Annotated in this window: 21 protein-coding genes and 1 tRNA gene; 14 read left to right on the top strand and 8 right to left on the bottom strand. The window is 71.0% G+C overall.

Annotated features, from left to right (window positions below):
* Positions 1 to 17 precede the first annotated feature (17 nt).
* The 12 genes from ABEE00_RS25965 (at position 18) to ABEE00_RS25910 (ending at position 12036) form a co-directional block, all read left to right on the top strand.
* Positions 18 to 389 (top strand): NADH-quinone oxidoreductase subunit A, encoded by a 372-nt coding sequence (locus ABEE00_RS25965; RefSeq protein ID WP_345748180.1) that lies wholly within the window; start codon positions 18 to 20, stop codon positions 387 to 389.
* Positions 380 to 1096: an NADH-quinone oxidoreductase subunit B gene (locus ABEE00_RS25960; RefSeq protein ID WP_345748079.1), complete on the top strand. Its 717-nt coding sequence runs from the start codon at positions 380 to 382 to the stop codon at positions 1094 to 1096. Before ABEE00_RS25965 ends, ABEE00_RS25960 begins: the two co-directional genes overlap by 10 nt.
* Entirely contained in the window at positions 1093 to 2352 is a 1260-nt protein-coding gene (locus ABEE00_RS25955; RefSeq protein WP_345748078.1) for an NADH-quinone oxidoreductase subunit C, read from the top strand. Before ABEE00_RS25960 ends, ABEE00_RS25955 begins: the two co-directional genes overlap by 4 nt.
* Positions 2349 to 3311 (top strand): complex I subunit 1/NuoH family protein, encoded by a 963-nt coding sequence (locus tag ABEE00_RS25950; RefSeq protein ID WP_345748179.1) that lies wholly within the window; start codon positions 2349 to 2351, stop codon positions 3309 to 3311. Before ABEE00_RS25955 ends, ABEE00_RS25950 begins: the two co-directional genes overlap by 4 nt.
* Positions 3311 to 3979, top strand: a complete 669-nt coding sequence (locus ABEE00_RS25945) for a NuoI/complex I 23 kDa subunit family protein (RefSeq protein ID WP_345748077.1) — start codon at positions 3311 to 3313, stop codon at positions 3977 to 3979. The genes ABEE00_RS25950 and ABEE00_RS25945 overlap by 1 nt, the downstream gene beginning before the upstream one ends.
* Positions 3976 to 4740, top strand: coding sequence for an NADH-quinone oxidoreductase subunit J family protein (locus ABEE00_RS25940; RefSeq protein ID WP_345748076.1), 765 nt, complete (start codon positions 3976 to 3978; stop codon positions 4738 to 4740). Before ABEE00_RS25945 ends, ABEE00_RS25940 begins: the two co-directional genes overlap by 4 nt.
* Positions 4740 to 5207, top strand: a complete 468-nt coding sequence (gene nuoK, locus ABEE00_RS25935; RefSeq protein ID WP_345748075.1) for an NADH-quinone oxidoreductase subunit NuoK — start codon at positions 4740 to 4742, stop codon at positions 5205 to 5207. Before ABEE00_RS25940 ends, nuoK begins: the two co-directional genes overlap by 1 nt.
* The gene (locus ABEE00_RS25930) at positions 5204 to 7312 is read left to right on the top strand and encodes an NADH-quinone oxidoreductase subunit 5 family protein (protein WP_345748074.1); all 2109 of its coding nucleotides are present in this window, start codon (positions 5204 to 5206) and stop codon (positions 7310 to 7312) included. The genes nuoK and ABEE00_RS25930 overlap by 4 nt, the downstream gene beginning before the upstream one ends.
* 23 nt (positions 7313 to 7335) lie before the next feature.
* Positions 7336 to 9021 carry a complex I subunit 4 family protein gene (locus ABEE00_RS25925; protein ID WP_345748178.1) on the top strand — a complete coding sequence of 562 codons (1686 nt, stop codon included), beginning with the start codon at positions 7336 to 7338 and terminating at the stop codon, positions 9019 to 9021.
* On the top strand, positions 9018 to 10598 hold the full coding sequence (locus ABEE00_RS25920) for an NADH-quinone oxidoreductase subunit N (RefSeq protein WP_345748073.1): 1581 nt from the start codon (positions 9018 to 9020) through the stop codon (positions 10596 to 10598). Before ABEE00_RS25925 ends, ABEE00_RS25920 begins: the two co-directional genes overlap by 4 nt.
* 176 nt (positions 10599 to 10774) lie before the next feature.
* Positions 10775 to 11635 (top strand): zinc metalloprotease HtpX, encoded by an 861-nt coding sequence (htpX, locus tag ABEE00_RS25915; protein ID WP_345748072.1) that lies wholly within the window; start codon positions 10775 to 10777, stop codon positions 11633 to 11635.
* The gene (locus tag ABEE00_RS25910; protein ID WP_345748071.1) at positions 11632 to 12036 is read left to right on the top strand and encodes a YccF domain-containing protein; all 405 of its coding nucleotides are present in this window, start codon (positions 11632 to 11634) and stop codon (positions 12034 to 12036) included. The genes htpX and ABEE00_RS25910 overlap by 4 nt, the downstream gene beginning before the upstream one ends.
* Positions 12037 to 12165: 129 nt before the next feature.
* On the opposite strand, the gene ABEE00_RS25905 is transcribed toward ABEE00_RS25910, so the two are convergent.
* Positions 12166 to 12654 (bottom strand): YajQ family cyclic di-GMP-binding protein, encoded by a 489-nt coding sequence (locus ABEE00_RS25905; RefSeq protein WP_345748070.1) that lies wholly within the window; start codon positions 12652 to 12654, stop codon positions 12166 to 12168.
* A gap of 195 nt (positions 12655 to 12849) precedes the next feature.
* Here ABEE00_RS25905 and ABEE00_RS25900 point away from each other — a divergent pair.
* A tRNA-Tyr gene (locus ABEE00_RS25900) sits at positions 12850 to 12931 on the top strand.
* A 168-nt stretch (positions 12932 to 13099) separates the two neighbouring features.
* Here ABEE00_RS25900 and ABEE00_RS25895 read toward each other — a convergent pair.
* From ABEE00_RS25895 to ABEE00_RS25880, 4 genes are all read right to left on the bottom strand, one after another.
* Positions 13100 to 14482 carry a tyrosine-type recombinase/integrase gene (locus ABEE00_RS25895; protein WP_345748069.1) on the bottom strand — a complete coding sequence of 461 codons (1383 nt, stop codon included), beginning with the start codon at positions 14480 to 14482 and terminating at the stop codon, positions 13100 to 13102.
* Between the two features lie 64 nt (positions 14483 to 14546).
* Positions 14547 to 14738, bottom strand: coding sequence for a helix-turn-helix transcriptional regulator (locus ABEE00_RS25890; RefSeq protein ID WP_345748068.1), 192 nt, complete (start codon positions 14736 to 14738; stop codon positions 14547 to 14549).
* A 442-nt stretch (positions 14739 to 15180) separates the two neighbouring features.
* Entirely contained in the window at positions 15181 to 16656 is a 1476-nt protein-coding gene (locus ABEE00_RS25885) for an ATP-binding protein (RefSeq protein ID WP_345748067.1), read from the bottom strand.
* Positions 16657 to 16658: 2 nt separating this feature from the next.
* Entirely contained in the window at positions 16659 to 17558 is a 900-nt protein-coding gene (locus ABEE00_RS25880; protein WP_451918664.1) for a bifunctional DNA primase/polymerase, read from the bottom strand.
* Between the two features lie 140 nt (positions 17559 to 17698).
* Here ABEE00_RS25880 and ABEE00_RS25875 point away from each other — a divergent pair, with 140 nt between their 5' ends.
* Positions 17699 to 18721, top strand: a complete 1023-nt coding sequence (locus ABEE00_RS25875) for an SRA domain-containing endonuclease (RefSeq protein ID WP_345748065.1) — start codon at positions 17699 to 17701, stop codon at positions 18719 to 18721.
* A 217-nt stretch (positions 18722 to 18938) separates the two neighbouring features.
* Here the strand turns inward: ABEE00_RS25875 and ABEE00_RS25870 are convergent, their stop codons facing one another.
* The 3 genes from ABEE00_RS25870 to ABEE00_RS25860 form a co-directional block, all read right to left on the bottom strand.
* On the bottom strand, positions 18939 to 21152 hold the full coding sequence (locus ABEE00_RS25870) for a P-loop NTPase family protein (RefSeq protein WP_345748064.1): 2214 nt from the start codon (positions 21150 to 21152) through the stop codon (positions 18939 to 18941).
* Positions 21153 to 21241: 89 nt separating this feature from the next.
* Positions 21242 to 21553 carry a hypothetical protein gene (locus ABEE00_RS25865; protein WP_345748063.1) on the bottom strand — a complete coding sequence of 104 codons (312 nt, stop codon included), beginning with the start codon at positions 21551 to 21553 and terminating at the stop codon, positions 21242 to 21244.
* 2 nt (positions 21554 to 21555) lie between these two features.
* On the bottom strand, positions 21556 to 21855 hold the full coding sequence (locus ABEE00_RS25860; RefSeq protein WP_345748062.1) for a hypothetical protein: 300 nt from the start codon (positions 21853 to 21855) through the stop codon (positions 21556 to 21558).
* Between the last annotated feature and the right edge of the window lie 4 nt (positions 21856 to 21859).

Below are 21859 nucleotides of genomic sequence, written 5' to 3'. Positions count from 1 at the left end.
TGAGGACGGGCAAGGACGTGCCGGACTACTTCCACGGCTATGCGGTCGTCGGTCTGGTCGCGGTCGTCGGGGTGCTCTTCGTCGCCGCGGCCTTCGGCTCCGGGCGGCTGCTGCGCCCCGTGGTGCCGACGCGGGAGAAGATGCTCACGTACGAGTGCGGCGTGGACCCGGTCGGAGAGGGCTGGGCGCACACCCAAGTGCGCTATTACGTCTACGCGTTCCTGTACGTGATCTTTGCCGTCGACTCGGTGTTCCTGTTCCCCTGGGCGACGGTCTTTGCCGCGCCGGGCTTCGGCGGCGTCACGCTGGTGGAGATGTTCGTCTTCCTCGGCTTCCTCGCCGTCGGCCTGCTGTACGCATGGAAGAAGGGCGTCCTGGAATGGACGTAACGGAGACCGGCGCCGCCGGTGCGCACACCACGACGGCACGGTCCGCCAGTGCCGACCTGCCCGAGCCCACGGTCCGCTCCAAGCTGGGACCGCTGGCGCGGCTGGCACCCGAACCGATGAAGGTGGTCCTCAACTGGGGCCGCCGCTACAGCCTCTGGGTCTTCAACTTCGGGCTGGCCTGCTGCGCCATCGAGTTCATCGCCGCGTCCATGGCGCGGCACGACTTCATCAGGCTGGGCGTGATCCCCTTCGCGCCGGGACCGCGCCAGGCCGACCTGATGGTGGTCTCGGGCACGGTCACGGACAAGATGGCCCCCGCCGTGAAGCGGCTCTACGAGCAGATGCCGGAGCCCAAGTACGTCATCTCCTTCGGCGCCTGCTCCAACTGCGGCGGCCCGTACTGGGACTCCTACTCCGTCACCAAGGGCGTCGACCAGATCATCCCCGTCGACGTCTACGTGCCGGGCTGCCCGCCGCGCCCCGAGGCGCTGCTCCAGGGCGTGCTGAAGCTCCAGGAGAAGATCGCCCGCGAGTCCACCTCCGCCCGGTACGCGGGTGCGGGGGGCGCCGCCGCGGGAACCCCCTCCAACGCCGCGCTGACCAGCGGCCTGGTGAGCCCGCCGAGCAGCGCGAACGGCGCGAACGGCGGCGGCGCCGTCGAGGGCGCGCACGACGGCCGCGACGGTACGGAGGGGAACGGCCGGTGACCGGGACCGACGAGCCGAACGAGACCGGGGCCGGGGCGGCGCCTGAGGGTGCCGGTGCGGGGGCCGAAGCGGCTGCCGCCGCGGGGGCCGAGGAGACCGCCGCCGCCGAGGCCGCTCCGAGCGCGCCGGTCGGCTGGCTGCCGCGCCCCGCGGAGGAGATCTTCGGCGCGGGCGCCACGGCCGAGGAGGCATATGGCCTGCTCACCGCCGACGTACCGGCCGACGGCTGGCTGAACGCGCTCACCGCCGCACGCGACGACCTCGGCTGCACCTTCTTCGACTGGCTGAGCGCCGTCGACGAACCGGGTACGGGATTCCGCGTGTGCGCCCACGTCGTCGCGCTCCCCGGCGCACCGGGCGGCACCGTGCGCCGCCTCGTACTCCGCACCACCGTGCCCCACGAGGACCCCCGGCTGCCCACCGCCACCGGCGTGTACGCGGGCGCCTCCTGGCACGAGCGCGAGACCCACGAGATGTTCGGCATCGGCTTCGACGAGCACCCGAACCTCGTACCGCTCCTGCTCCCCGAGGCATTCGAAGGACACCCGCTGCGCAAGGACTTCGTCCTCGCCGCGCGCGTCGCCAAGGCGTGGCCCGGCGCCAAGGAACCGGGCGAATCAGGACACGGCGGCCCCAAGCGGCGCCAGATGCTCCCGCCCGGCGTCCCCGACCCGAACGAGTGGGGCCCGCTCAAGGGCCAGCTCCCGCCCGTACCCTCCCGCCCCGCACGCGGCCGCGGCCGCGCCGAATCGGCCTCCGGCGAACGCCCGGCCCGCCGCACCCGCACCGCCGGCGCAGGGTCCGCCAGCCAGAACGCGGAAGCTCCGGCGACGACCGAGTCCCCGGCCACGACCGAGGGCGCCGCCGACACCGGCACCGAGCGCCCCCGCCGTACGGAGCGCCCGGCCCGCCGCAACCGCAGCGTCTCGGCAGGCTCGGCCAGCCAACGCGCCGAGCAGCAGGCCCCACCGGAGCAACCCGAGGAGAAACCGCAGGAGGCGAAACCGCAGCCGGAGGCGGAGCCCCAGCCCGAGGAGAGCGCCGCGCCCGCGCCCCGTTCGACCGACGCGCCGTGGCACCACGCCCGCCCGGCCTTCGACGCCGAGCAGGGCGAGCAGGCCGAGCAGACCGGACAGGGCGAAGGGGCCGAGCAGACCGGCGAACGCACCGAGAACACCTCCGACTCCTCCGACACCTCTGACACCTCCGACTCCTCCACCGAGGAGAGAACCGACGAGAGAAGGGACGACGCCTGATGGACGTGCTCGACGTCGTACTCCGGCTGCTCGTCGTACTGGTCGCCTTCCTCGTGCTGCCGCTGCTCGTCGGTCAGTCCGAGCACAAGGTGATGGCCCATATGCAGGGCCGCGTCGGCCCCATGCACGCGGGCGGCTTCCACGGCTGGGCCCAACTGGTCGCCGACGGCGTCAAGTTCGCGCAGAAGGAGGACATCGTCCCGGACGGCGCCGACCGGCGCATCTTCCAGCTCGCGCCCGCCGTCGCCCTCATCCCGTACCTCCTCGTCCTCGTGGCCATCCCGGTCGCGCCGGGCGGCGGGGTCATCCAGGACCTCGACGCGGGCATCTTCTTCGTGCTCGCCGTCATGGGCGTCGGCGTGCTCGGTTCGCTGATGGGCGGCTGGGCCTCCGCGAACAAGTTCTCCCTCCTCGGCGGCCTCCGCACCGCCGCCCAGCTCATGGCCTACGAGCTGCCCATGCTGCTCGCCGCCGCCTCCGTCGCCATGGCGGCCGGCACCCTCTCCTTGCCGGGCATCCTCGACGCCTGGCAGTGGTGGTGGCTGCCCTGGCAGATCATCGGCGGCGTGGTCTTCTTCGTGGCGGGCCTCGCCGAACTCCAGCGCCCGCCCTTCGACGCCCCGGTCGCCGACTCCGAGATCATCTTCGGCGCGTACACCGAATACACCGGGCTCCGCTTCGCGCTCTTCCTGCTCGCCGAGTACGCGGGCATCGTGATCCTCTCCGCGCTCACCGCCGTGCTCTTCCTCGGCGGCTGGCACGGCCCGTTCGCCGACGGGCTGGGCTGGGCGTGGACCCTGCTCAAGACCGCGGTGCTGGCCTTCGGCGTGATCTGGCTCCGGGTCAGCTACCCCCGGCTGCGCGAGGACCAGATCCAGCGCATCGCCTGGACCGCGCTGGTGCCCCTCGCCCTCTTCCAGATCGCCCTCACCGGCGTCGTCAAGGTGGTGATCCAGTGATGACCCGCCCGCAGACCGGGCAGCGCACCGAGGACAAGCGCTCCTTCCCCGGCTCCGGACTGGCCAAGGGCCTGGCCGTCACCCTGCGCACCATGACCAGGCGGACCGTCACCGACCACTATCCGGACGCGCAGCCCGAACTGGCGCCGCGCACCCGCGGAGTGATCGCGCTCTTCGAGGAGAACTGCACGGTCTGCATGCTGTGCGCCCGCGAGTGCCCCGACTGGTGCATCTACATCGACTCCCACAAGGAGACGGTGCCGCCCGCCGCGCCCGGCGGCCGCGAGCGCAGCCAGAACGTGCTGGACCGCTTCGCCATCGACTTCTCGCTCTGCATGTACTGCGGTATCTGCATCGAGGTGTGTCCTTTCGACGCGCTGTTCTGGTCGCCGGAATTCGAGTACGCGGAGACCGACATCCGCGATCTGACCCATGAGCGCGACAAGCTCCGCGAGTGGATGTGGACCGTGCCCGAGCCGCCGGCCCTCGACCACCGCGCCGAGGAGCCGAAGGAGCTCGGCGCAGCCCGCAAGGCCGCCGACAAGCTCCTCGCCCAGCAGGAGCAGGAACGCCAGGCACGGGAACAGCAGGCACAGGAACAGCAGACACAGACTCAGCAGGGGCAGCAGGAGCGGGAAGCCCGGCCGGAGGAGGGCGGAGAAGCGTGAACCTCCTCGCCGCCTCCCAGCCGCAGGGCTTTCTGTCGCCCACCGGCGTGGAGATCCTGTTCGTGCTCGTGGGCATCGCCACCCTCGGCGCCGCCCTGGTCACGGTCACCACCAGGCAGCTGGTGCACGCAGCGCTCTGGCTGGTGGCCGCGCTCGGCGGCATCGCCGTCGAATACCTCCTCCTCTCCGCGGAGTTCATCGCCTGGGTACAGGTGCTGATCTATGTGGGGTCCGTCGTCGTCCTCCTGCTCTTCGGGCTGATGCTCACCAGGGCGCCCATCGGCCGCTCGCCCGACGCCGATTCGGGCAACCGCCCCATCGCCCTGGTCGTCGCGCTGGCCTCGGCGGCCACCCTGGTCACGCTGGTCGTGGACGCGTTCCGCGCCACCTGGATCGATCTCGACTCCGCCGTACTGGGCTCCACCCGGGTCACCGGCGAGGCCCTCTTCCGGCACTGGGTGCTGCCCTTCGAGGCCCTGTCCGTCCTCCTCCTCGCCGCCCTGGTCGGCGCGATCGTGCTCTCCCGCAGGGGCGGCGCGGACGAGGAGGACGAGGAGGCCCCCGGCGAGGGGACGGGAGCGGAGCCCGCCACCGGCTCCACCGGTCCCGCCACCGGCGCCCCGGACTCCGCCGCGTCCGGCTCCGCCACCCGCGCCTCCGAGCCCGCTCCCGGCGCTGCTCCCGAAGCCGCTCCCGACTCCACCCCCGAGCCCACGACCGACCCCCGTGCGGCCGCCGACTCCCGGGAGGGGGAGCGCTGATGCACCTCGCCTATCCCGCCGTCCTCTCGGTCCTCCTCTTCTGCACCGGGATCTACGGCGTCCTCGCGCGCCGGAACGCCATCCTGGTGCTCATGTCGGTCGAGCTGATGCTCAACGCCGTCAATCTGAACCTCGTCGCCTTCGACGTCTGGCTCCGCGACACCCTGCACACGGGCCAGGCGCTCACCCTCTTCACCATCGCCGTGGCCGCCGCCGAGATCGGCATCGGCCTCGCCATCGTCCTCCTCGTCCACCGCAACCGCGGCCGCTCCGACATCGACGGCCTCCGCACGCTCCGCGACGAGGACGACGGGCCCAAGTGGCCCGGATCCGGCGCCGGTTCGCGCGATGAGAAGAGTCTTGCACCCGGCACTGACAACGCCCCGGAAACCGTCGCCGAGGGCGACCCGGAGCAGGCCGCCACCGCCCCCGACCCGGTGACCCGCACCCGGAGGCAGACCGCGTGACCACCACGACCCTCGCAGCGCTCGTCCCCCTGCTGCCCTTCCTCGCCGCCGTCGCGGGACTGCTCCTGGGGCGCCGCGTACCCGGACTGATACAGCCCCTCGCCGTACTGCCCACGCTCGTCTCGACGGTCCTCGCGATCGTCGTCGCGGTACGCCAGGGCGGGGGAGGAGCCTTGCGCGCCGCCACCGAGCTGGCGCCCACAGGGCACGCCGGGATGCCCGTCCAACTCGCGCTCCACCTGGACGGGTTCGCGGTCCTCGTCGCCGTGCTGGTCGGCGTCGTGGCCTCCTGCGTGCAGCTCTACTCGACCGGCTATCTGCGCGAGGATCCGCGCTACTCCTCGTACGCGGCGCTCGTCTCGCTCTTCACCGCGGCGATGTTCCTCGTGGTCTACAGCGACGACCTGATCGTGCTGCTGGTCGGCTGGGAGATCATGGGCATCTGCTCGTACTTCCTGGTCGGCCACTACTGGGAGACCGAGGCCGCGCGCGCCGCCTCGATCAAGGCGTTCCTGGTCACCAAGCTCGGCGACGTGCCCTTCCTGATCGGCATCCTGGCGCTCGCCTCGGAGGCGGGCAGCTTCCGGATCAGCGAGATCACGACCCGGCTCACCTCCTCCATCTCCGGCTTCGAGCTCGCGCATCCCACCGTCATCGCGCTGCTGCTGCTCGCCGGGGTCGCGGGCAAGTCCGCGCAGTTCCCGCTCAACATCTGGCTGCCGGACGCCATGGCGGGCCCCACACCGGTCTCCGCGCTGATCCACGCCGCGACCATGGTGGCGGCCGGCATCTACTTCGTGGCCCGTCTGCTCCCCGTCTTCGCCGCCTCCACCGTGGCGCTGATCGTGCTCGCCGCCATGGCCGCGATCACCATGGTCGGCTCGGCCCTCGCGGCCCTGGCGCAGGACGACATCAAGCGGGTGCTCGCCTGGTCCACCATCGGACAGCTCGCCTACATGGCCGCCGCGCTCTCCGTGCTGGACCGCGGCGCGGCCGTCTTCCACCTGCTGTCGCACGGCGCGTTCAAGGCGCTGCTCTTCCTCGCCGCCGGCGTCGTCATCCACGCCGCCGGTACGAACTCGCTCGCCGCCATGTCCCGCATGGGCGGCATCGCGCGGCTGGCCCCCGACGCGTACTGGACCATGACGGTCGCCCTGTTGGCGCTCGCCGCGCTGCCGCCCTTCTCCGGCTTCTTCTCCAAGGAGGCCGTGCTGGGCGCCGCCGAACACGCCGCGCAGGGCGGAGCGCACGGCGCCCCGGCGGCCGCCGGCTGGACCGTCCTGATCGCCGGTCTCGTCACCGCGCTGCTCACCGCCGCGTACGCGACCCGCCTGTGGCTCCTCGCCTTCCGCGGCCACGCGCCGGTGAGGACCACGGCGGCCGACAAGGCCGCGGCCCGCGCACAGGGAGCCGAAGCCTCCACGGCGGAAGCCCCCACCGCCCAGGCCCCCGCCCGCGACGAACACGCCCGCCAGCCCGCCGTGATGAACATCGTGCTCTGGCTCCTCGCCGTGCCCTCCCTCGCCTTCGGCATCCTCTACGGCGCGCTGCCGCAGTGGTTCGACGGCCGCTCCCTCGCGCCGACCCTCACCGCCTCCGTGCTCTCCACCGGCCTCGCGCTGGTGGGTGTCGTCGCGATGTACGCGGCCTGGCACAGCGCGGGTGCGCGCGCCGCGGCCCGCACCCCGCTGGGCGCCGTCGCCGCGCATCCGGGGGCCGACCCCGCGGTGTCCGAGGCCGAGGCCATCGCCAGCCACGAACCCGCGTACGGCGACCAGGAGGCGGCGCCCGATCCGGCCGACCCGAGCCGCGTACTGCTGGGCCCGCTGCACCGGCACGCGGCGCACGGCTTCCACCTGGACGCGGCCTGCTCGGCGCTGGTGACCCGGCCCACCCGTGCCGCGGCCCGGCTCGTCGGCTTCCTCGACCGCGAGGTCGTGGACACCTATGTGCGCGGTGCCGGGGGCGGCGCACGCCTGGTGGGCCTGCTGACCCGCCGCGCGCAGACCGGCAATGTGCAGACCTACCTCGGCGCCCTGGTCGCCGGCTCCCTCGTGCTCGCCGTGGCCGTCGTCATCCTCGCCACCGGAAGCGGAGGAGCCTGACCGTGACCCTCAGCACCACAGCGATGCAGGTCCTGCTCATCGCCGTCGTCGCGCTCCCCCTCCTCGGCGCGCTCGCCGCGCTGCTCCCCGCGCCCCCCGGGCTGCGCGGGAGCAGCCCCGAACAGGCCGTACTGCGGCACGGCGTGACCGTCACCGGCGTCGTGCTGCTCGCCGCCGCCGTGCTGGCGGCCGGCTTCGACCACGGCCACCCGGGCACCATGCAGGCCGAATCGCAGGTCACCTGGATCAAGGCCCTCGACATCCGGCTGCACTTCGGCGTCGACGGCGTCTCGCTCCCCCTCCTCGTGCTGACCGCGCTGCTGACCTTCCTCTGCGCGCTCTACGGCTACTTCCGGATGCCCGCTGGCCCGAGCCCCAAGGCGTTCGTCGCGCTGCTCCTCGTGCTGGAGTCCGGCACCCTCGCCACCTTCGCCGTCCTCGATCTGGTGCTGTTCTTCCTGGCCTTCGAGATGGTGCTCATCCCGATGTACTTCCTCATCGCGCGCTGGGGCCAGCCCGACGCCGACGGGCAGGGCGACTCCAACAGGCAGGCCGCCGCCTGGAAGTTCATCCTCTACACGCTGCTCGGCTCCGTCGTGATGCTGCTCGGCCTCCTCCTCATCGGGCTCAAGGGCGGCACCTTCGACATGGTGGCACTCGCCTCTGACAGCCACCCCGGGCTCGGGCACACCACGCAGCTCCTGGCTGTCCTGGCCATCGGCGTCGGGCTCGCCGTGAAGGCCCCGATGTGGCCGCTGCACAGCTGGCTCCCGGACGCGCACACCGCCGCGCCGACCGTCGGCTCGGTGCTCCTCGCGGGCGTGCTGCTGAAGATGGGCACGTACGGCTTCGTACGGATCCTGCTGCCGGTCGCGCCGGACGGGATGCACACGTTCGCGCCGTACCTCGCCGCGTTCGCCGTCATCGGCATCATCTACGGGTCGCTGGCCTGCCTCGCGCTGACCCGCAAGGGGGATCTCAAGCGGCTCATCGCGTACTCCTCCGTCGGCCACATGGGCTTCGTGCTGCTCGGCATCGCGACCATGACCCGTACGGGCGTGAACGGCGCCCTGTTCGCCAACATCGCGCACGGGCTCATCACCGGCCTGCTGTTCTTCCTGGTCGGAGCCCTGAAGGACCGTACGGGCAGCACGGATCTCGCGGCCCTCGCCGGCGAGGCGGGCACCGGCGGCGCGCTCTACGGGCGCTCGCCGCGCTTCGGCGGGCTGATCGCGTTCGCCGCCGTCGCCTCGCTCGGACTGCCAGGACTCGCCGGGTTCTGGGGCGAGATGCTGGCGCTGCTCGGCGCGTACCACCCGGCCGCGGGCCTCAGCCGCCCCGCGTTCCTCGTCTTCATGGCGCTGGGCGCCGTCGGCACCCTGCTCACGGCCGCGTACATGCTCATCGTGGTGCGCCGCGTCTGCATGGGCGACCCGCGCACGCCCGCCGCGAGCGGCACCGACCAGCCCGTACGCGACGAACTGACCGGAACGGCGGAGGAATCGGCGCCCGCGACCACGACGAGCGACCCCAGCGCGACGAGCGCTCCCGCCGCGACCGCCGCGCCCCTCCCCGACGTCCGCGGCTACGAACTCGCCGCCTGGACGCCGCTCGTCGCCCTCACCGTCCTCGCCGGACTGTGGCCCGCGGTCCTCCTCGGGCTCACCGACCCGGCCGTGCAGAACCTCCTGCCGGGAGTCTCCCGATGACCGCCGCCACCACGACCGCCCACCTCGCCGCGCAGGCCGCGCACACTGTCAGCGCTGCGGAAAGCGCGAGCGCCGTGCAGTCCGTCGACTGGCTCGCCATCGCGCCGCCCACCGTCGTCGCGGCGGCGGCCCTCGTCCTCCTGGTCGCCGACCTGTTCCTGGACGGGCGGCGCAAGCGGCTGCTCGGTCCGGCCGCCGCGGCGTTCCTCGTGATCGCCGCGCTGCCGCTGCTCGCGCTCCGCACCCGGTCGGCGAAGACCTTCTGCCTGACCGCGTCGCCGGAGACGTGCAGCTATCAGGCGGACACGTTCGCGCTGGTCATCCAGTTCCTGGTGCTGGCCGCCGCGTTCGTCACGGCACTGCTGTCGATGACGTCGGTGCGCGAACAGCGGCTGCCGGCGGGCGAGTTCTGGTTCCTGCTGCTGTCCGCGACCGCCGGCGCCGCGCTGATCCCCGCGTCCCGCGACCTGGTGACCCTGGTGATCGCGCTGGAGGTGGCCTCGCTGCCCGCCTTCGCGCTGGTCGGCCTGCGCCGCGGCGACGCGCGCTCCTCCGAGGCCGCGCTCAAGTTCTTCCTCTCCTCCGTCACCGCGACCGCCGTCACCCTGCTCGGCGCGAGCTTCGTGTACGCGGCGACCGGCACCCTCCACCTCTCCCGCATGGACGAGGCCCTCCGCCACACCGACCCGCGGCTGACCACCCTCGCGGCAGGCGGCGTCGTGCTGACGCTCGTCGGCTTCGCCTTCAAGGCGGCCGTGGTGCCCTTCCACTTCTGGGTGCCCGAGACGTACACCGGCGCCCCTGTCCCGGTCGCCGCCTTCCTCTCCGTCGTCGGCAAGACCGCGGGCCTCTCCGGGCTGATCCTGCTCACCGTGCGCGGCTTCGCCTCACGCTCCGACCTGTGGGGCCCGGCTCTCGCGGTGCTCGCCGCGCTCACCATGACCCTCGGCAACACCGCCGCCCTGCGCCAGCGCGCCGACCAGTTGCGCGGCGGCGTACGCCTGCTGGCCTGGTCCTCCGTCGGCCAGGCGGGCTATCTGCTGGTGCCGCTCGCCGCCGCCGCGCACGAGGCGGGCGGCGACCGCCGCGCGACCCTCGCCGCGGTCGGCGCGACCGTCGCCTACCTGCTGATGTACGCCGCCGTGAACCTCGGCGCCTTCGCCGTCGTCGCCCACGTCGCGCGCACGAGCGGCGGCAGCAACCGGCTCTCCGACTACCGCGGCCTGTACGCGGCGCACCCGCTGGCGGCCCTCGCGCTGGGCTTCTTCCTGCTCTGCCTCGCGGGCCTCCCGCCCGGCCTGGTCGGCCTGTTCGCGAAGGTGGCCGTCTTCCACGCCGCGGTCGGCAACGGACTCGGCTGGCTCGCCGTGGTGATGGCCGTGAACGTGGTCATCGCGCTCTACTACTACCTCCGCTGGACGGCCCTCCTCTTCCGCCCGGCCCCGGACGCGGCCCCCGCGCGGATGCGCCTGCCCGCGCCGCTGAGCGCGGCCGTCGCACTGACCGCGATCGCCGCGATCGCCCTCTCGCTGTGGCCCGAGCTGGTCCTCACGTACGCGGGCACGGGCCTGCAGTGACGGCGTACGCGGCGGCGTGACCGACGGCGTACGAGGTACGGACCACCGGTGCGGGTGGCCATGACCTGGGAACTGGAGCAGGCCGCCTCGCGTTGACCAGTACGTGAGGGTCCACTGAAGAGGTGGAACGACCACTTGTCTCAGGGGTCCCCTGCCGCACCACTGGAGGGCGTACCGTGCACCGGCACAATGGGCTGAGGACGGCCCTGCTCCTCGGGGGGCTGTCCGCTCTCATCATCGTCATCGGAAGTTTCTTCGGGCGCATGGGCCTGATCGTGGCCCTGCTCATCGCGCTCGGCACCAACGCCTACGCGTACTGGAACAGCGACAAGATCGCGCTCCGCGCCATGCGGGCCCGCGCCGTCAGCGAGTTCGAGGCCCCGGAGCTGTACCGGATGGTCCGCGAGCTCTCCACCGCCGCGCGCCAGCCGATGCCGCGGCTGTACATCTCGCCCACCCAGGCGCCCAACGCCTTTGCCACAGGACGCAATCCGCGCAACTCCGCGGTCTGCTGCACCGAGGGCATCATGCGCCTGCTCGACGAGCGGGAGCTGCGCGGCGTCATCGGCCACGAGCTCAGCCATGTCTACAACCGCGACATCCTCATCTCCTCGGTCGCCGGCGCGCTCGCGTCCGTGGTGATGTTCCTGGTGAATTTCGCCTGGCTGATCCCGTTCGGCAGGTCCGACGACGATGACGGCCCAGGACTGTTCGGGATGCTGCTGATCATGATCCTGGGGCCCCTGGCGGCCTCCCTGATCCAGCTCGCCGTCTCCCGCTCCCGGGAGTACGAGGCCGACGCGTCCGGCGCCCAGCTCACCGGCGACCCGCTCGCCCTGGCCTCCGCGCTGCGCAAGCTGGAGCACGGCACCCAGCAGGCGCCGCTCCCGCCCGAGCCCCGGCTGGAGACGGCCAGCCACATGATGATCGCCAACCCGTTCCGCCGCGGCGAGAGCATGAGCAAGCTCTTCTCCACCCACCCCCCGATGCCCGAGCGGGTGGCCCGTCTCGAGCGGATGGCAGGCTATCGATCATGAGAACGCTGCTGAACCTGATCTGGTTCGTACTCTCCGGCCTCTGGATGGCGATCGGTTATGTCCTCGCGGGCCTGATCTGCTGCATCCTCATCGTCACGATCCCGTTCGGCATCGCGTCGTTCCGCATCGCGGGCTACGTGGTCTGGCCCTTCGGGCGTACGACGGTGGAGCGCCGCGGAGCGGGCCTGGCCTCGGGTGTCGGCAACGTCATCTGGATCGTCTTCGCCGGACTGTGGCTCACCATCGGCCACATCACCGCGGGCGTCGCGCTCTGCCTGAGCATCATCGGCATCCCGTTCGGGATAGCCCACTTCAAGATGATCCCGATCTCCCTGATGCCGCTGGGCCGCGACATCGTGCCCACCGACTCCGCCGCCGCGTACCCGCACTACCGCTGGTGAGCGGCTGACGGCGCACGGCTGACGCCGCACGCAGGACCCCGCACGCAGGACCCCGCACACACCCGGGCCCGCGCCCCCGAGGGGCGCGGGCCTCGCACCTGAGACGGCGCCGGGTGAACGGCGTACCGCTCAGCGGTAGTTGATGAACTGCAGCGGGAAGTCGAAGTCCTTCCCCTTCAGCAGCGAGATGACGTCCTGCAGCGCGTCGCGGCTCTTGGAGGTCACGCGCAGCTCGTCGCCCTGCACCTGCGCCTTGACGCCCTTGGGGCCCTCGTCGCGGATGGTCTTGGCGACCTTCTTGGCGTCGTCCTGGGAGATACCTTCCTTCAGACCCGCGAAGATCTTGTACTCCTTGCCGGAGGCCTGCGGCTCGCCCGCGTCCAGCGCCTTCAGCGAGATCCCGCGCTTGACCAGCTTGGACTGGAAGATGTCGAGGACCGCCTTCACCCGCTCCTCGGCGTTGGCGCGCATCTCGATCTTCTCGCCCGACCAGTCGATCGAGGCGCCGACGCCCTTGAAGTCGTAGCGCTGCGAGATCTCCTTGGCGGCCTGGTTGAGGGCGTTGTCGACCTCCTGCCGCTCGACCTTCGAGACGATGTCGAAACTGGAGTCGGCCATGGTGAGTTGGCTCCTCATGTGTAGATCGATGGGGAAAGCGGTTCGCGCTCGCGTCCCGCCCCGCAAGCCTAGCCACCGCCCCGGTGATCCACCGCTGATCAGCCGGGTGGCGAAGCACCCCCGGGTATCGGGTATGGTTTACACCGTTGCCGAGGCGCACCGCCGCAAAAGCGGGGCACCACGGCGGCAATCCCAGGCGGTGTGCCCGAGCGGCCAAAGGGAGCAGACTGTAAATCTGCCGGCTCAGCCTTCCTAGGTTCGAATCCTAGCGCCGCCACAGTCGGGAAACCCCTTCCCCACCTGCTAAAACGCAGGGCAGGGAAGGGGTTTTTCGTGTTCGAGGCCGCTGCTGGCCACAAGGTGAAATGTGTGGTGTGTCCCACCCTGTCTCACCTATGTCTCAGGGCTGACCAGTGCGTGTCCCCCCAGGTGTCCCCCGGGGGATTCAATCCTCGGGCTCGTTCCACTCCCGCATGGCATCGGCGATGCGCTCGTTCGCCTGCTCGCGTGTCCGGTCCAGCACCTTCGCGTACACCCGAAGGAGTACGGCGACGCTGTGGCCGGCCCGCCGCGCGCACTCCATCGGGTCCACTCCGGAGCTGAGCCAGAACGAGACTCCGGCGTGACGGAGGTCATAGGGGCGACGTGCAAGTGGAGTGGCCCTCTCCTCGGAAGTCAGCGCGTTCTTGCGCGCTTTCGCCCACACCTCCCCGTACCCGGTCTCCTGAAGCAGCCCGCCACGGCTGGTACGGAACAGCCGTCCGTCCGGCGCTGTGCCGTACGCCTCCAGATGCTGCCGCAGCATCGCGACGAAACTCGGCGGGATCGGCACGAGCCGGGAATCGTCCTCGGGCCGGGCCTTCAACCCTCGGCGCTCATGCGCCTGGCCGTCGGTCGTCCAGCTCCGTCCGGCACGGACCACACCCTGCCGCAGCGTGAGCGTGCCCCATCCCTTCTCGGGCAGGTGGCATTGCGCCTTCGTCAGCCCGGCAGCCTCGGCCGGCCGCATGGCGGCGTAGTAGAGGCACCCGAAGAACGCCTCCAGTCGCTTACCGCGGGCTCCCTCCTCGCGCACCTTGCGCAGGAGAGCCCGCACCTGCCGTGGGTTCGCCACGCTCTCCGGGGCCACCTCCTCGGCCGACTTCGGCGCGGTCCACTGCACCGTGGTCAGCGGGTTCACCGGCATGGTGAAGTACTTCTTCTCGACCGCCAGGCCCAGAGCATCGCTGAGGCAAGCACGCTTGCGCAGAGCGGTCTTGGCCGCCGCCTGCTTGCCATCGAGCTTCAGCTTCAGAGCGTTGAGAGCCAGGCGAACCACTTCCGGATCTTCCAGGGCCGACACCGGAAGGGAGTTCTTCGCAATCCAGCGGAGGGCCCGCGCCACCTCCTCGGGAGGCTCCTCCTCCCGTCGGTTCTTGTTGTACGCCCAGCCGTACAAGGCCTGTCGCAGCACGCGGGGCTCCGGCGCTCCCGCCTTCGTCTTCACCAGAGCGGGCGTGATGGTGGCCAGGGCATCCGCGAAGTTTCGGCGCGACTTGGCCGGCGCCTGGTCCCACTTCGCCTCGATGAACGTGCGCGTGTGCTCGTACCACGTCACAGAGTTCTTCTGACTGCGCAGTTCCGAGACGGGGAGGCCCAGCTCCTCGTCGAACTGCTCGCCCTTCCGGAGCGCCGACATCAGCTCCGAACGGCGCCCGTCAGCCTGCGGCTTGAGCTTGTAGCTCTTGGAGTGCTTGCGCTGGCCCACCAGCCAGCGCAGCCGGTACGGCTTGGGGCGGTCGCGGCGAACCTCGATGCCGTAGATCCGTACGTCGTAGGTGAGTGGCATGCCTCTCCATAAGAAGAGGGGCCCGCCCAGAAGGCGGGCCCCAGGTTGGGCGCTCGATTGCTGGTCAGGCGGCGGCGCGTCCCTTGCACTGGTCCCACCAGGCGTCCAAGTCCTCGCGAGTGACGCGGAGCTCACCGCTTGGCAGCTTGGAGATCTCCGGAGCTTGACCGCGGGCGCGCATGCGGTAGAAGGCCGCGCGGCTCATGCGGATCTCAGCGAGCACTTCGCGGAGCGTGAGCTGCTGGACCTTGGCCATGCCGTGTTCCTTTCTTAGCGGCGGATGTGTCCGAGGCGGGGATTTCTGCGTCACTGCGTCACCTGCGTCACTGGCCGGGTGTGACCTGCGGTTTCTTGGTGACGCAGAGGATCGGGGCTGTGTCACGGGTGACGCAGGCTCTTCGTCACCGGTGACGCGGGTGACGCGGGGTGACGCAGCCGGGAGCGTTCTGCGTCACTGCTGTAGCCGCAGGTCAGGGGCCGTTTTGGGTCCGTGGGTGACGCAGGTGACGCAGCATCTCTTCTCTTAGGAAAAAGAAGGGGTGGTTTGTCTTGTGGGCGCGTTTTTTGAAGAGCGAAGAAGGAGCCGCTTCGCGGCGCGTCCTTCGGGCGGCGGACAAGCCGCCGAACAGCAAGAAGAGCACCCCGGGCGTGGTGCCCCGTGGTGCTCTTCTTGCTTGCGCCGTGCCGGATGTGCCTGGTCAGGCCAGCGGCTCTTGCTCGTAGGGGGCGGAGGGCTGTGGTCGGGTCATGGCGATGTAGCGGGCCTTGTTGATGCGGCCCCAGTCGATGAGGACGCCCCGGGCCGCGAGGGTCGGCTGGAGGCGCTTGAGACGGTCGGAGAGGACCTTGCCCGTGGTCGGCCACCCTTTGGGCAGGGGCCGGAAGTCCTCCCCGGTGTAGAGCTGGGTGAGGCAGTGCAGCCACTCAGCCGACGCCATCCGCTCCTCCGCACCCGCCTCCAGACGGGCGGCGTACTGCAGCACGGTCTGCGCCAGGAGGTCGCCCTCGATGACGTCGTCGTTGAGGTCATCCAGGCTGGCCCGGTAGGCGCTCAGCGCTCCGAAGCCGGTGGCCGCGTCCAACTGCGCGCACAGGTGGGCGAAGTCGGCCATGCGCAGGTCGGTGGGGATGTCGGCCTGGGCCGCGCGGACCTTGACCGTGAGGTCGAGGAGCGAGCCCAGGACGATGGGCAGGATCTCTTCGAACTCCGCCCACAGCTCCGCCTCGGTCCGCCGCACCTTGGGCCGTTCCAGCCGCAGCGGCAGGAGCCGTTCGGCCAGGTCCGGCCGGATGACGCCGACGTCGATGCCGGTCAGCAGCAGGGGGCGGCGGTAGCCGACGCGGAAGACGTCTCCGTCGGTGAACAGGGCGCGCTTGACGTTCTCGGCGCCGGTGACGATGCAGCACATGGCATCGGAGAGGTCCGGGGTCATGTGGGAGAGGTTGTCCAGCGCGGTGACCCACCCGGCGGCCACGGCGGCGATCAGGTTCTCCTCGTCCTTCGGCGCGCGCCGCAGGTCCCCGCTCATGCCCTCGATGATCCGCGTGAGCATCCGCCCGCCGGTCGACTTCCCCGCGCCCTGCGGCCCGGTGAGGAAGGGCGCCGGCACCGGCACGGACGGCTCCAGGCAGCCGATGAGCCAGGCGAGGGCCAGGCATTCGGTCTCGGCGCTGGCGAAGTTGCACAGCCGCAGCAGTAGGTCGATGCCCTTGCCGTCGGTGTCCTTGGCCGGCAGGGGGAGTTCGCCGGTGAGCTGGGTGCGCCGCCAGCACACCTCAGCCGGGTCCGGGGTGAGGCTGTCCCAGCCGGTGGGGTGGATGCGCACGGACTGGCCGTCGCTGCGGCCCAGGTCTAGCCACGTCGCCCCATCGGCGCCGGGCGCGACGCGGATGTGGACCGGCTGGACTGCCTCACCCATCGCGAGGGCTTCGATCAAGTCCAACGCCTCCTTCATGGCGGTACCGTTGAACACGCCGAGACCGTCGCGGAACAGGCCGACCAGGAGTTCCTGCCGGTGGCTGCCCGCGGTGCCCTGCGAGCGGATCGGCCGCGCCACGGGCTGCCCGTTGCGCTGCGCGTATACGGTCCCGTCGGTGGTGCGGAAGTAGCGGAAGTGGGCTTGCGCGTAGTCCGTGATGACCTCGCGCCCCGGGGTCTTCTCGTCCTCGGACATGCTCACAGTCCCAACTTGGTACGGGCGTTGGTCCACGCATCGGTGCAGTGCCGGGCGGTTTCGCCCTTGGCCTGCGCGGCGGTGAACAGCCGCGCGACGTGGGCGTCGGTGAGGCAGCCGCACCGGCCGTGCGCGGACAGCACGGCCAGGAACGTGCGATAGACGGTCGCGTGAATCTGCTCGCGGGCCTCGGTGATGCGCTGCTCAGCCATCGCGATGCCACGCTCCAGGTAGACGGGCGTGCGGTGCCGGCACTCCCCGCCCCCGCCCGGCACAGACACGCTGTGCGCCCCCGGCCGGACCGGCGCGGACTCCTTCACGATCAGTGCGCGCACGGCGTCCGGCAGGGCGGTTATGGTGCCGGTGCCGGGGGAGATCCAGCGGGCGTACTGCATCAGGGACTTGATGTCGACGCCGGGCCGCACGCCGTTGGCCGACGGCATCGTCCCGCGGTAGATCCAGTGCTGGCCGCGGGTGGTCGGCACGGTGCGGGTGGCGGGCAGTGTGGCGCGGGCCCAGGCGATGGCGTCGGCGTCGTCCAGGTCCACCACGGTCAGCCCGGCGCCGCCGGGGTGCCAAGCCAGGCCTGCCACGCGGCGCCAGGCCGGCTCCCACGCGGGGGACAGGAGGGTGCGGGTGTCGCGGGTGGCGGCGGCCCAGCCGTGGCAGATGCCGGGGCAGCGGCACGGGCCCTGGTGCTTCATGTTCGGCCGGCCGCCGCAGGCGTTGTCCCGGCAGGCGGGGCAGTTACCGAAGGGAATCTTGCCGCGGGAGAGGGGCAGCACCGGCACTCCGGCCGCCGCCAACTCCAGCCCGGTATGCAGCAGTCCGGCGGTCATGGCGCCACCAGGACGCGGGGATCGCCCGGCGGAGGCTCGCCGGATGTCAGTGGGTTGGGTCATGCTGGAAACCTCCGGTGCTCTTTTGGAGTTGCTGGTGACACGGGCGGCCCCGGGATCTTTGGCGAGACGTGGGGCCGCCCTTACTTGCCGGTATATGGGCGACACGAGGTGCTGTCGGTGGGGCCGGATAGGTTGCGGCCATGGCGATTGACGACCTGACTCCGGGCATGATCACGACCCGCACCGAGGTAAAGAAGCTCTTGGGCGGTGCCATTCAGGGAGGTATCCAGACCCCGGCGAACGGCGAGACGGTCTTGGTCTATTCAGACCCCTCGCAGGGGGTGAAGTACGGCTACACCTTCGATGGTCAGGTTGACGATGACGAGTACGGCCCGCTCTTCCTGTACACCGGCGAAGGTGCATCCGGCGACCAGAAGATGACGTCGGGCAACAAGGCCATCTTGGAGAGCACTGCTGATGAGCGCGCAGTGCTCCTCTTCGTCTCAGTCGGTAAGAAGGGTGCCGTCAAGGGTGGGATGCGCCAGCGGTTCGTTGGACGGGCCGTAGTCGACCCGGTGCTTCCCTACGTGGAACGGCACGCGCCAGGCTCAGACGGTGTGATGCGTCGCGTGTTCGTCTTCCGGTTCCGCCCCGCCCCGGGAGTGACGTGGTCACTCACGGACGAGGACGTGGCGATGCCGGCCACCGTGAGCAAGGTGGTCGAACTGCCGACGAGTCCGAAGTCCGCTCCCTCCGCCGACAAGCAGAAGGCCACAACGACGGGGGTCAAAGACAAGAAGACGGAGAAGCACTCCACCAAGAACACTGTCGCCAATGTCCCCGGTGGAGAACGTCAGGTCGTGCGTCGGGAAGGCCAGTTGGTCACGGCCTTTGAGGAGTACCTGTCTGCGGCAGGCCACACGTTCAAGAGCTTCCAGATCACCGTCAAGGGCGAAGTCGGTGCCCTCATCCCGGACGTATACGACGTCACTGACAACGTGCTCTACGAAGCGAAAGGACGAGCGACCCGCAACGCCGTGCGCTTCGCGATCGGGCAGCTCTTGGACTATCGCCGGCATCTGGAAGTCCCCGACGGCCTTCGGCTTGCTGTGTTGCTGCCGGAGGCACCCAGCGACGATGTACGGGAGCTGCTAGTGACGGAGAACATCGCGCTGGTGACGCAGACTGACGAGGGATTCGACGGCTTCCCCCTCGCCACCTGAGCTTGTCGAGGCTGGTACACCGGGGCGGTCCCTTACGCCGAACGTGAGGGGCCGCCCCGGTGTACGAAACGAGGGCTGGAGAGGGGATGTGGCCGGAGGGCCGGAACCCCCTCTACGGGGCGCTACTTCGCAGGTCAGGCCGCCTCTACCGGTGGATCTACCGGGGTAGTGCTCCCCCGCTACTCGCGGGGTGCGGGTAGCGGGGGACGAACCGGGGTCAGGAGGCGGGGTTGGTAGCGGGGGTGGCCTCTACCGGCCCCGTCTCGCGGGCGGCGAGGAGCAGTTCCTCGGGCACCGCGGCTTCCAGGTCGGAGCGGCGCCATCCGGCGAGGTTCTTCCCGCCGACCTTGACCTGCCGGGTGGTGCGCTCGACGCCGGCCGTCTCCAGCTCGGTGGCCAGGCGTTCGGCGTCCCAGTCGCCGTAGCGGTCCTCGTCGGCGTTCACGAGCCGGTCCAGGAGGACGGTGGTGTGCATGCGGTCAGCGTGCCGCATCACGTCCAGGCAGTCCGAGAGCACCGGCGCGATGACTACTCCGGCCTGGTCGGCTTGGGCGGTCACGTCGCCGGCGGCGTCCCCGGTGATCTGCCCGAGCGGTTCGCGCAGTGCGCGGCCCTTGAGGCACAGGGAGTTGAACTCCGCGGTGGTGAGCATGTCGTTCTTCACCGTGGCGTACGACGCGGGCCCGGTGACCAGCACCGTGACGCCCTTGTGGTCCTCTGAGAGCAGCGAGGCGTCGGCGCCCATGGCGGCCTTGCCGGAGCCGAGGACCATGTCGGAGCTGGTCTTGTCGGTGACTTGGGTGCAGCAGCGGATGGTGATGATCTCCCGCAGCTTGGTCGGCACGGACTTCGCGTCCGGGCGCTGGCTGGCGTAGTTGGAGATGAACCCGGCGGCCGGGCCGCGACGGGCGATGCGACCGAGGTCGTCGACGACTTCCTCGCGTTCCTTGTCGTCCATGGCGAGGAAGGCTTCTTGCAGCTCATCGACGGTGACGAAGATGAACGGCATCTTGTACTTCTCGATGATCTGCGGGGTGAGCTTGCCCTCGGGGCAGATGGAGGTGGGCAGGCCGCGGAAGAGTGCGAAGCGGCGTTCCATCTCCGCCAGCAGCTCTTTGAGTATGGCCTTGAAGGCGTCGATGGCGTCCTGTTCGGCGCCGAGGATGAGGCGGTGGGCGACGTGCCGCATGCCCATCCAGTCCTGCCCGCCCTTGAAGTCCGCGACGTAGTGCCGCACCCACGGGTCGAGCAGGCCGGCCGCGGTCATCAGGCGCTGGGTGAAGGTCTTGCCGCGGCGCGGCAGCCCGCCGAAGAACATCGACTGCCACACCACGGGCACGTCGATGCGGTTGCCGCGGGCGTCCTGCCCGAACGGGACTGCGTCCCAGATGGAGAACCGCTCCATACGCGCCAGCGGGGACGGGGTGGGCTCGGCCAGGTAGGGGTCGTCGTCGGCCACCCACATCGACACGCGCCCGGCGTTGCCGCCCTTCGCGGCCCGCACCCGGGACATGACCACCTGAATCTCATCGACGCCGAGTTCCTGCGCCAGGACCTCGCGCTTGGCGAGCACGTCCGAGGCGGTCTTGCCGCCGCCGCGCGGGAGGTCGAAGACGACCGCCCAGCCGCGTCCGTCGCGGACCGGGCCCATGACGCAGGTGACCTTGGGGCCGTCCTCGTCGCCCTTGCCGCTCTTGAGCAGCCCGGCGGCGCGCAGGGCGTCGTTGAGCTGCTGGGCGGACATGTCCACCCGCAGCGGTGGGGCGCCCTGGTCGAGCAGTTGGGTGTCCTTGCCGCGGCCGAGGTAGGCGAGCGGGGTGACCACGGCCGCGGCGACCCCGGCCTGGAAGAGTGGCGGGGCCAGCCACACCCCCATCGCGGCGGCGGCCACCGCGATGGCGGCGGCGCCGAAGCGCCACCGGCGGGTGCGGGTGCGGATGGCGTGCGCGATCTGGTGCCGGGCGGCCAGCTCCACATCCTCCGGACGGGCCTTGGTCTGCGCGCGCAGGGCCCTCACCACGCTGGTGTGGTCCTGCGCGGACAGCGTGGGCCACAGCCCCTTGCAGGCGCGGAAGAAGCCGCGGCAGGCCAGCAGCATGGCCTTCATCAGGTACTTGGGGACCCTCACGCCGTGGTAGCGGGTGTGCCACCACGTCAGCCGCCCGAGCGCGGTCACATTCGCCTTGATCGAGGCCAGCGAGCGGGCCCAGGCGGGCAGCACCGGCGTATCCGGCACCGTCAGCCAGTCTGCGAGGGGGTTGTCCGGCCGGTCCACGGCCTCCGGCGGGGTCTCACCGGTCGGCGTCTCGGTCTCGGGGGCGGCCTGTTTGACCAGGCTCACCGTCGGGGTGGTCTCTTCCCGGGTGGCGCGGTGTTCGTCGAGGTCGTGCACGGTGCCCAGGGCGGGCGTCTCCGTCGCAACGTCGGTCATGATGGAACTTCTCCTGTCTCGTCTGAGGGCGGGCCGGAGGGCTCGGGGCGACCGGTATGGCTGGCAGGCTCGGCGGTCGCCCCGGGGCGTCACGGCCGGGCGCGCTCGGCCTCACGCAGCCGCTTCTCCGCGGCCTTGCGCCGCTCGCGGGCGGTGTCCCGCTCGTCGCGGGGTGCGGCGCGTTCGGCGACCTTCGCGGCAGCCGCCTCGTCCTTCGCGGTGGAGAGCTGGCGTTCGTACGCCTGCATCTCGCGCTGGTAGCGGTCCGCGGCGTCCCGGTCGATGCGGTCGAGTTCGGCTTCGACCTTGGCGGTGTCGCCGTAGGCGTTGTGCGCGCCCTTGACCAGCAGGCGGGCCCGCTTGCTCTTCTCGGCGCGGGTGTAGCTGTATCCGGTCGGCATGCTCACTTCTCCTTGCTGATCTGGGTGAAGACCGAGCGCAGCACCAGCAGGCACACGGTCAGGGACACGGCGCCGATCGCGAAGGCGACCATGGAGACCGCCAGTGCCATCGCGAGGAAGGTGCCGGCGACGCCGAGGGCGACCCACTTGCCGGCCGCTCCGCGGGGTGCGGGCGGCGGCTGCCGGGGCGGGGCGGTCTGGGGCTGCTGTGCGGCCTGGATGGCGGCGAGCACGAGGGCGAACTGGTCGCCCTGCCGGGCGGCGTCCACCGCCTCTCTGCTCGCCCTCTCGATCTCGCTCATGGAG

This window comes from Streptomyces odontomachicola (assembly GCF_039605595.1).
Taxonomy (GTDB): Bacteria; Actinomycetota; Actinomycetes; order Streptomycetales; family Streptomycetaceae; genus Streptomyces.
This window is presented reverse-complemented; position numbering and strand designations above follow the sequence as displayed.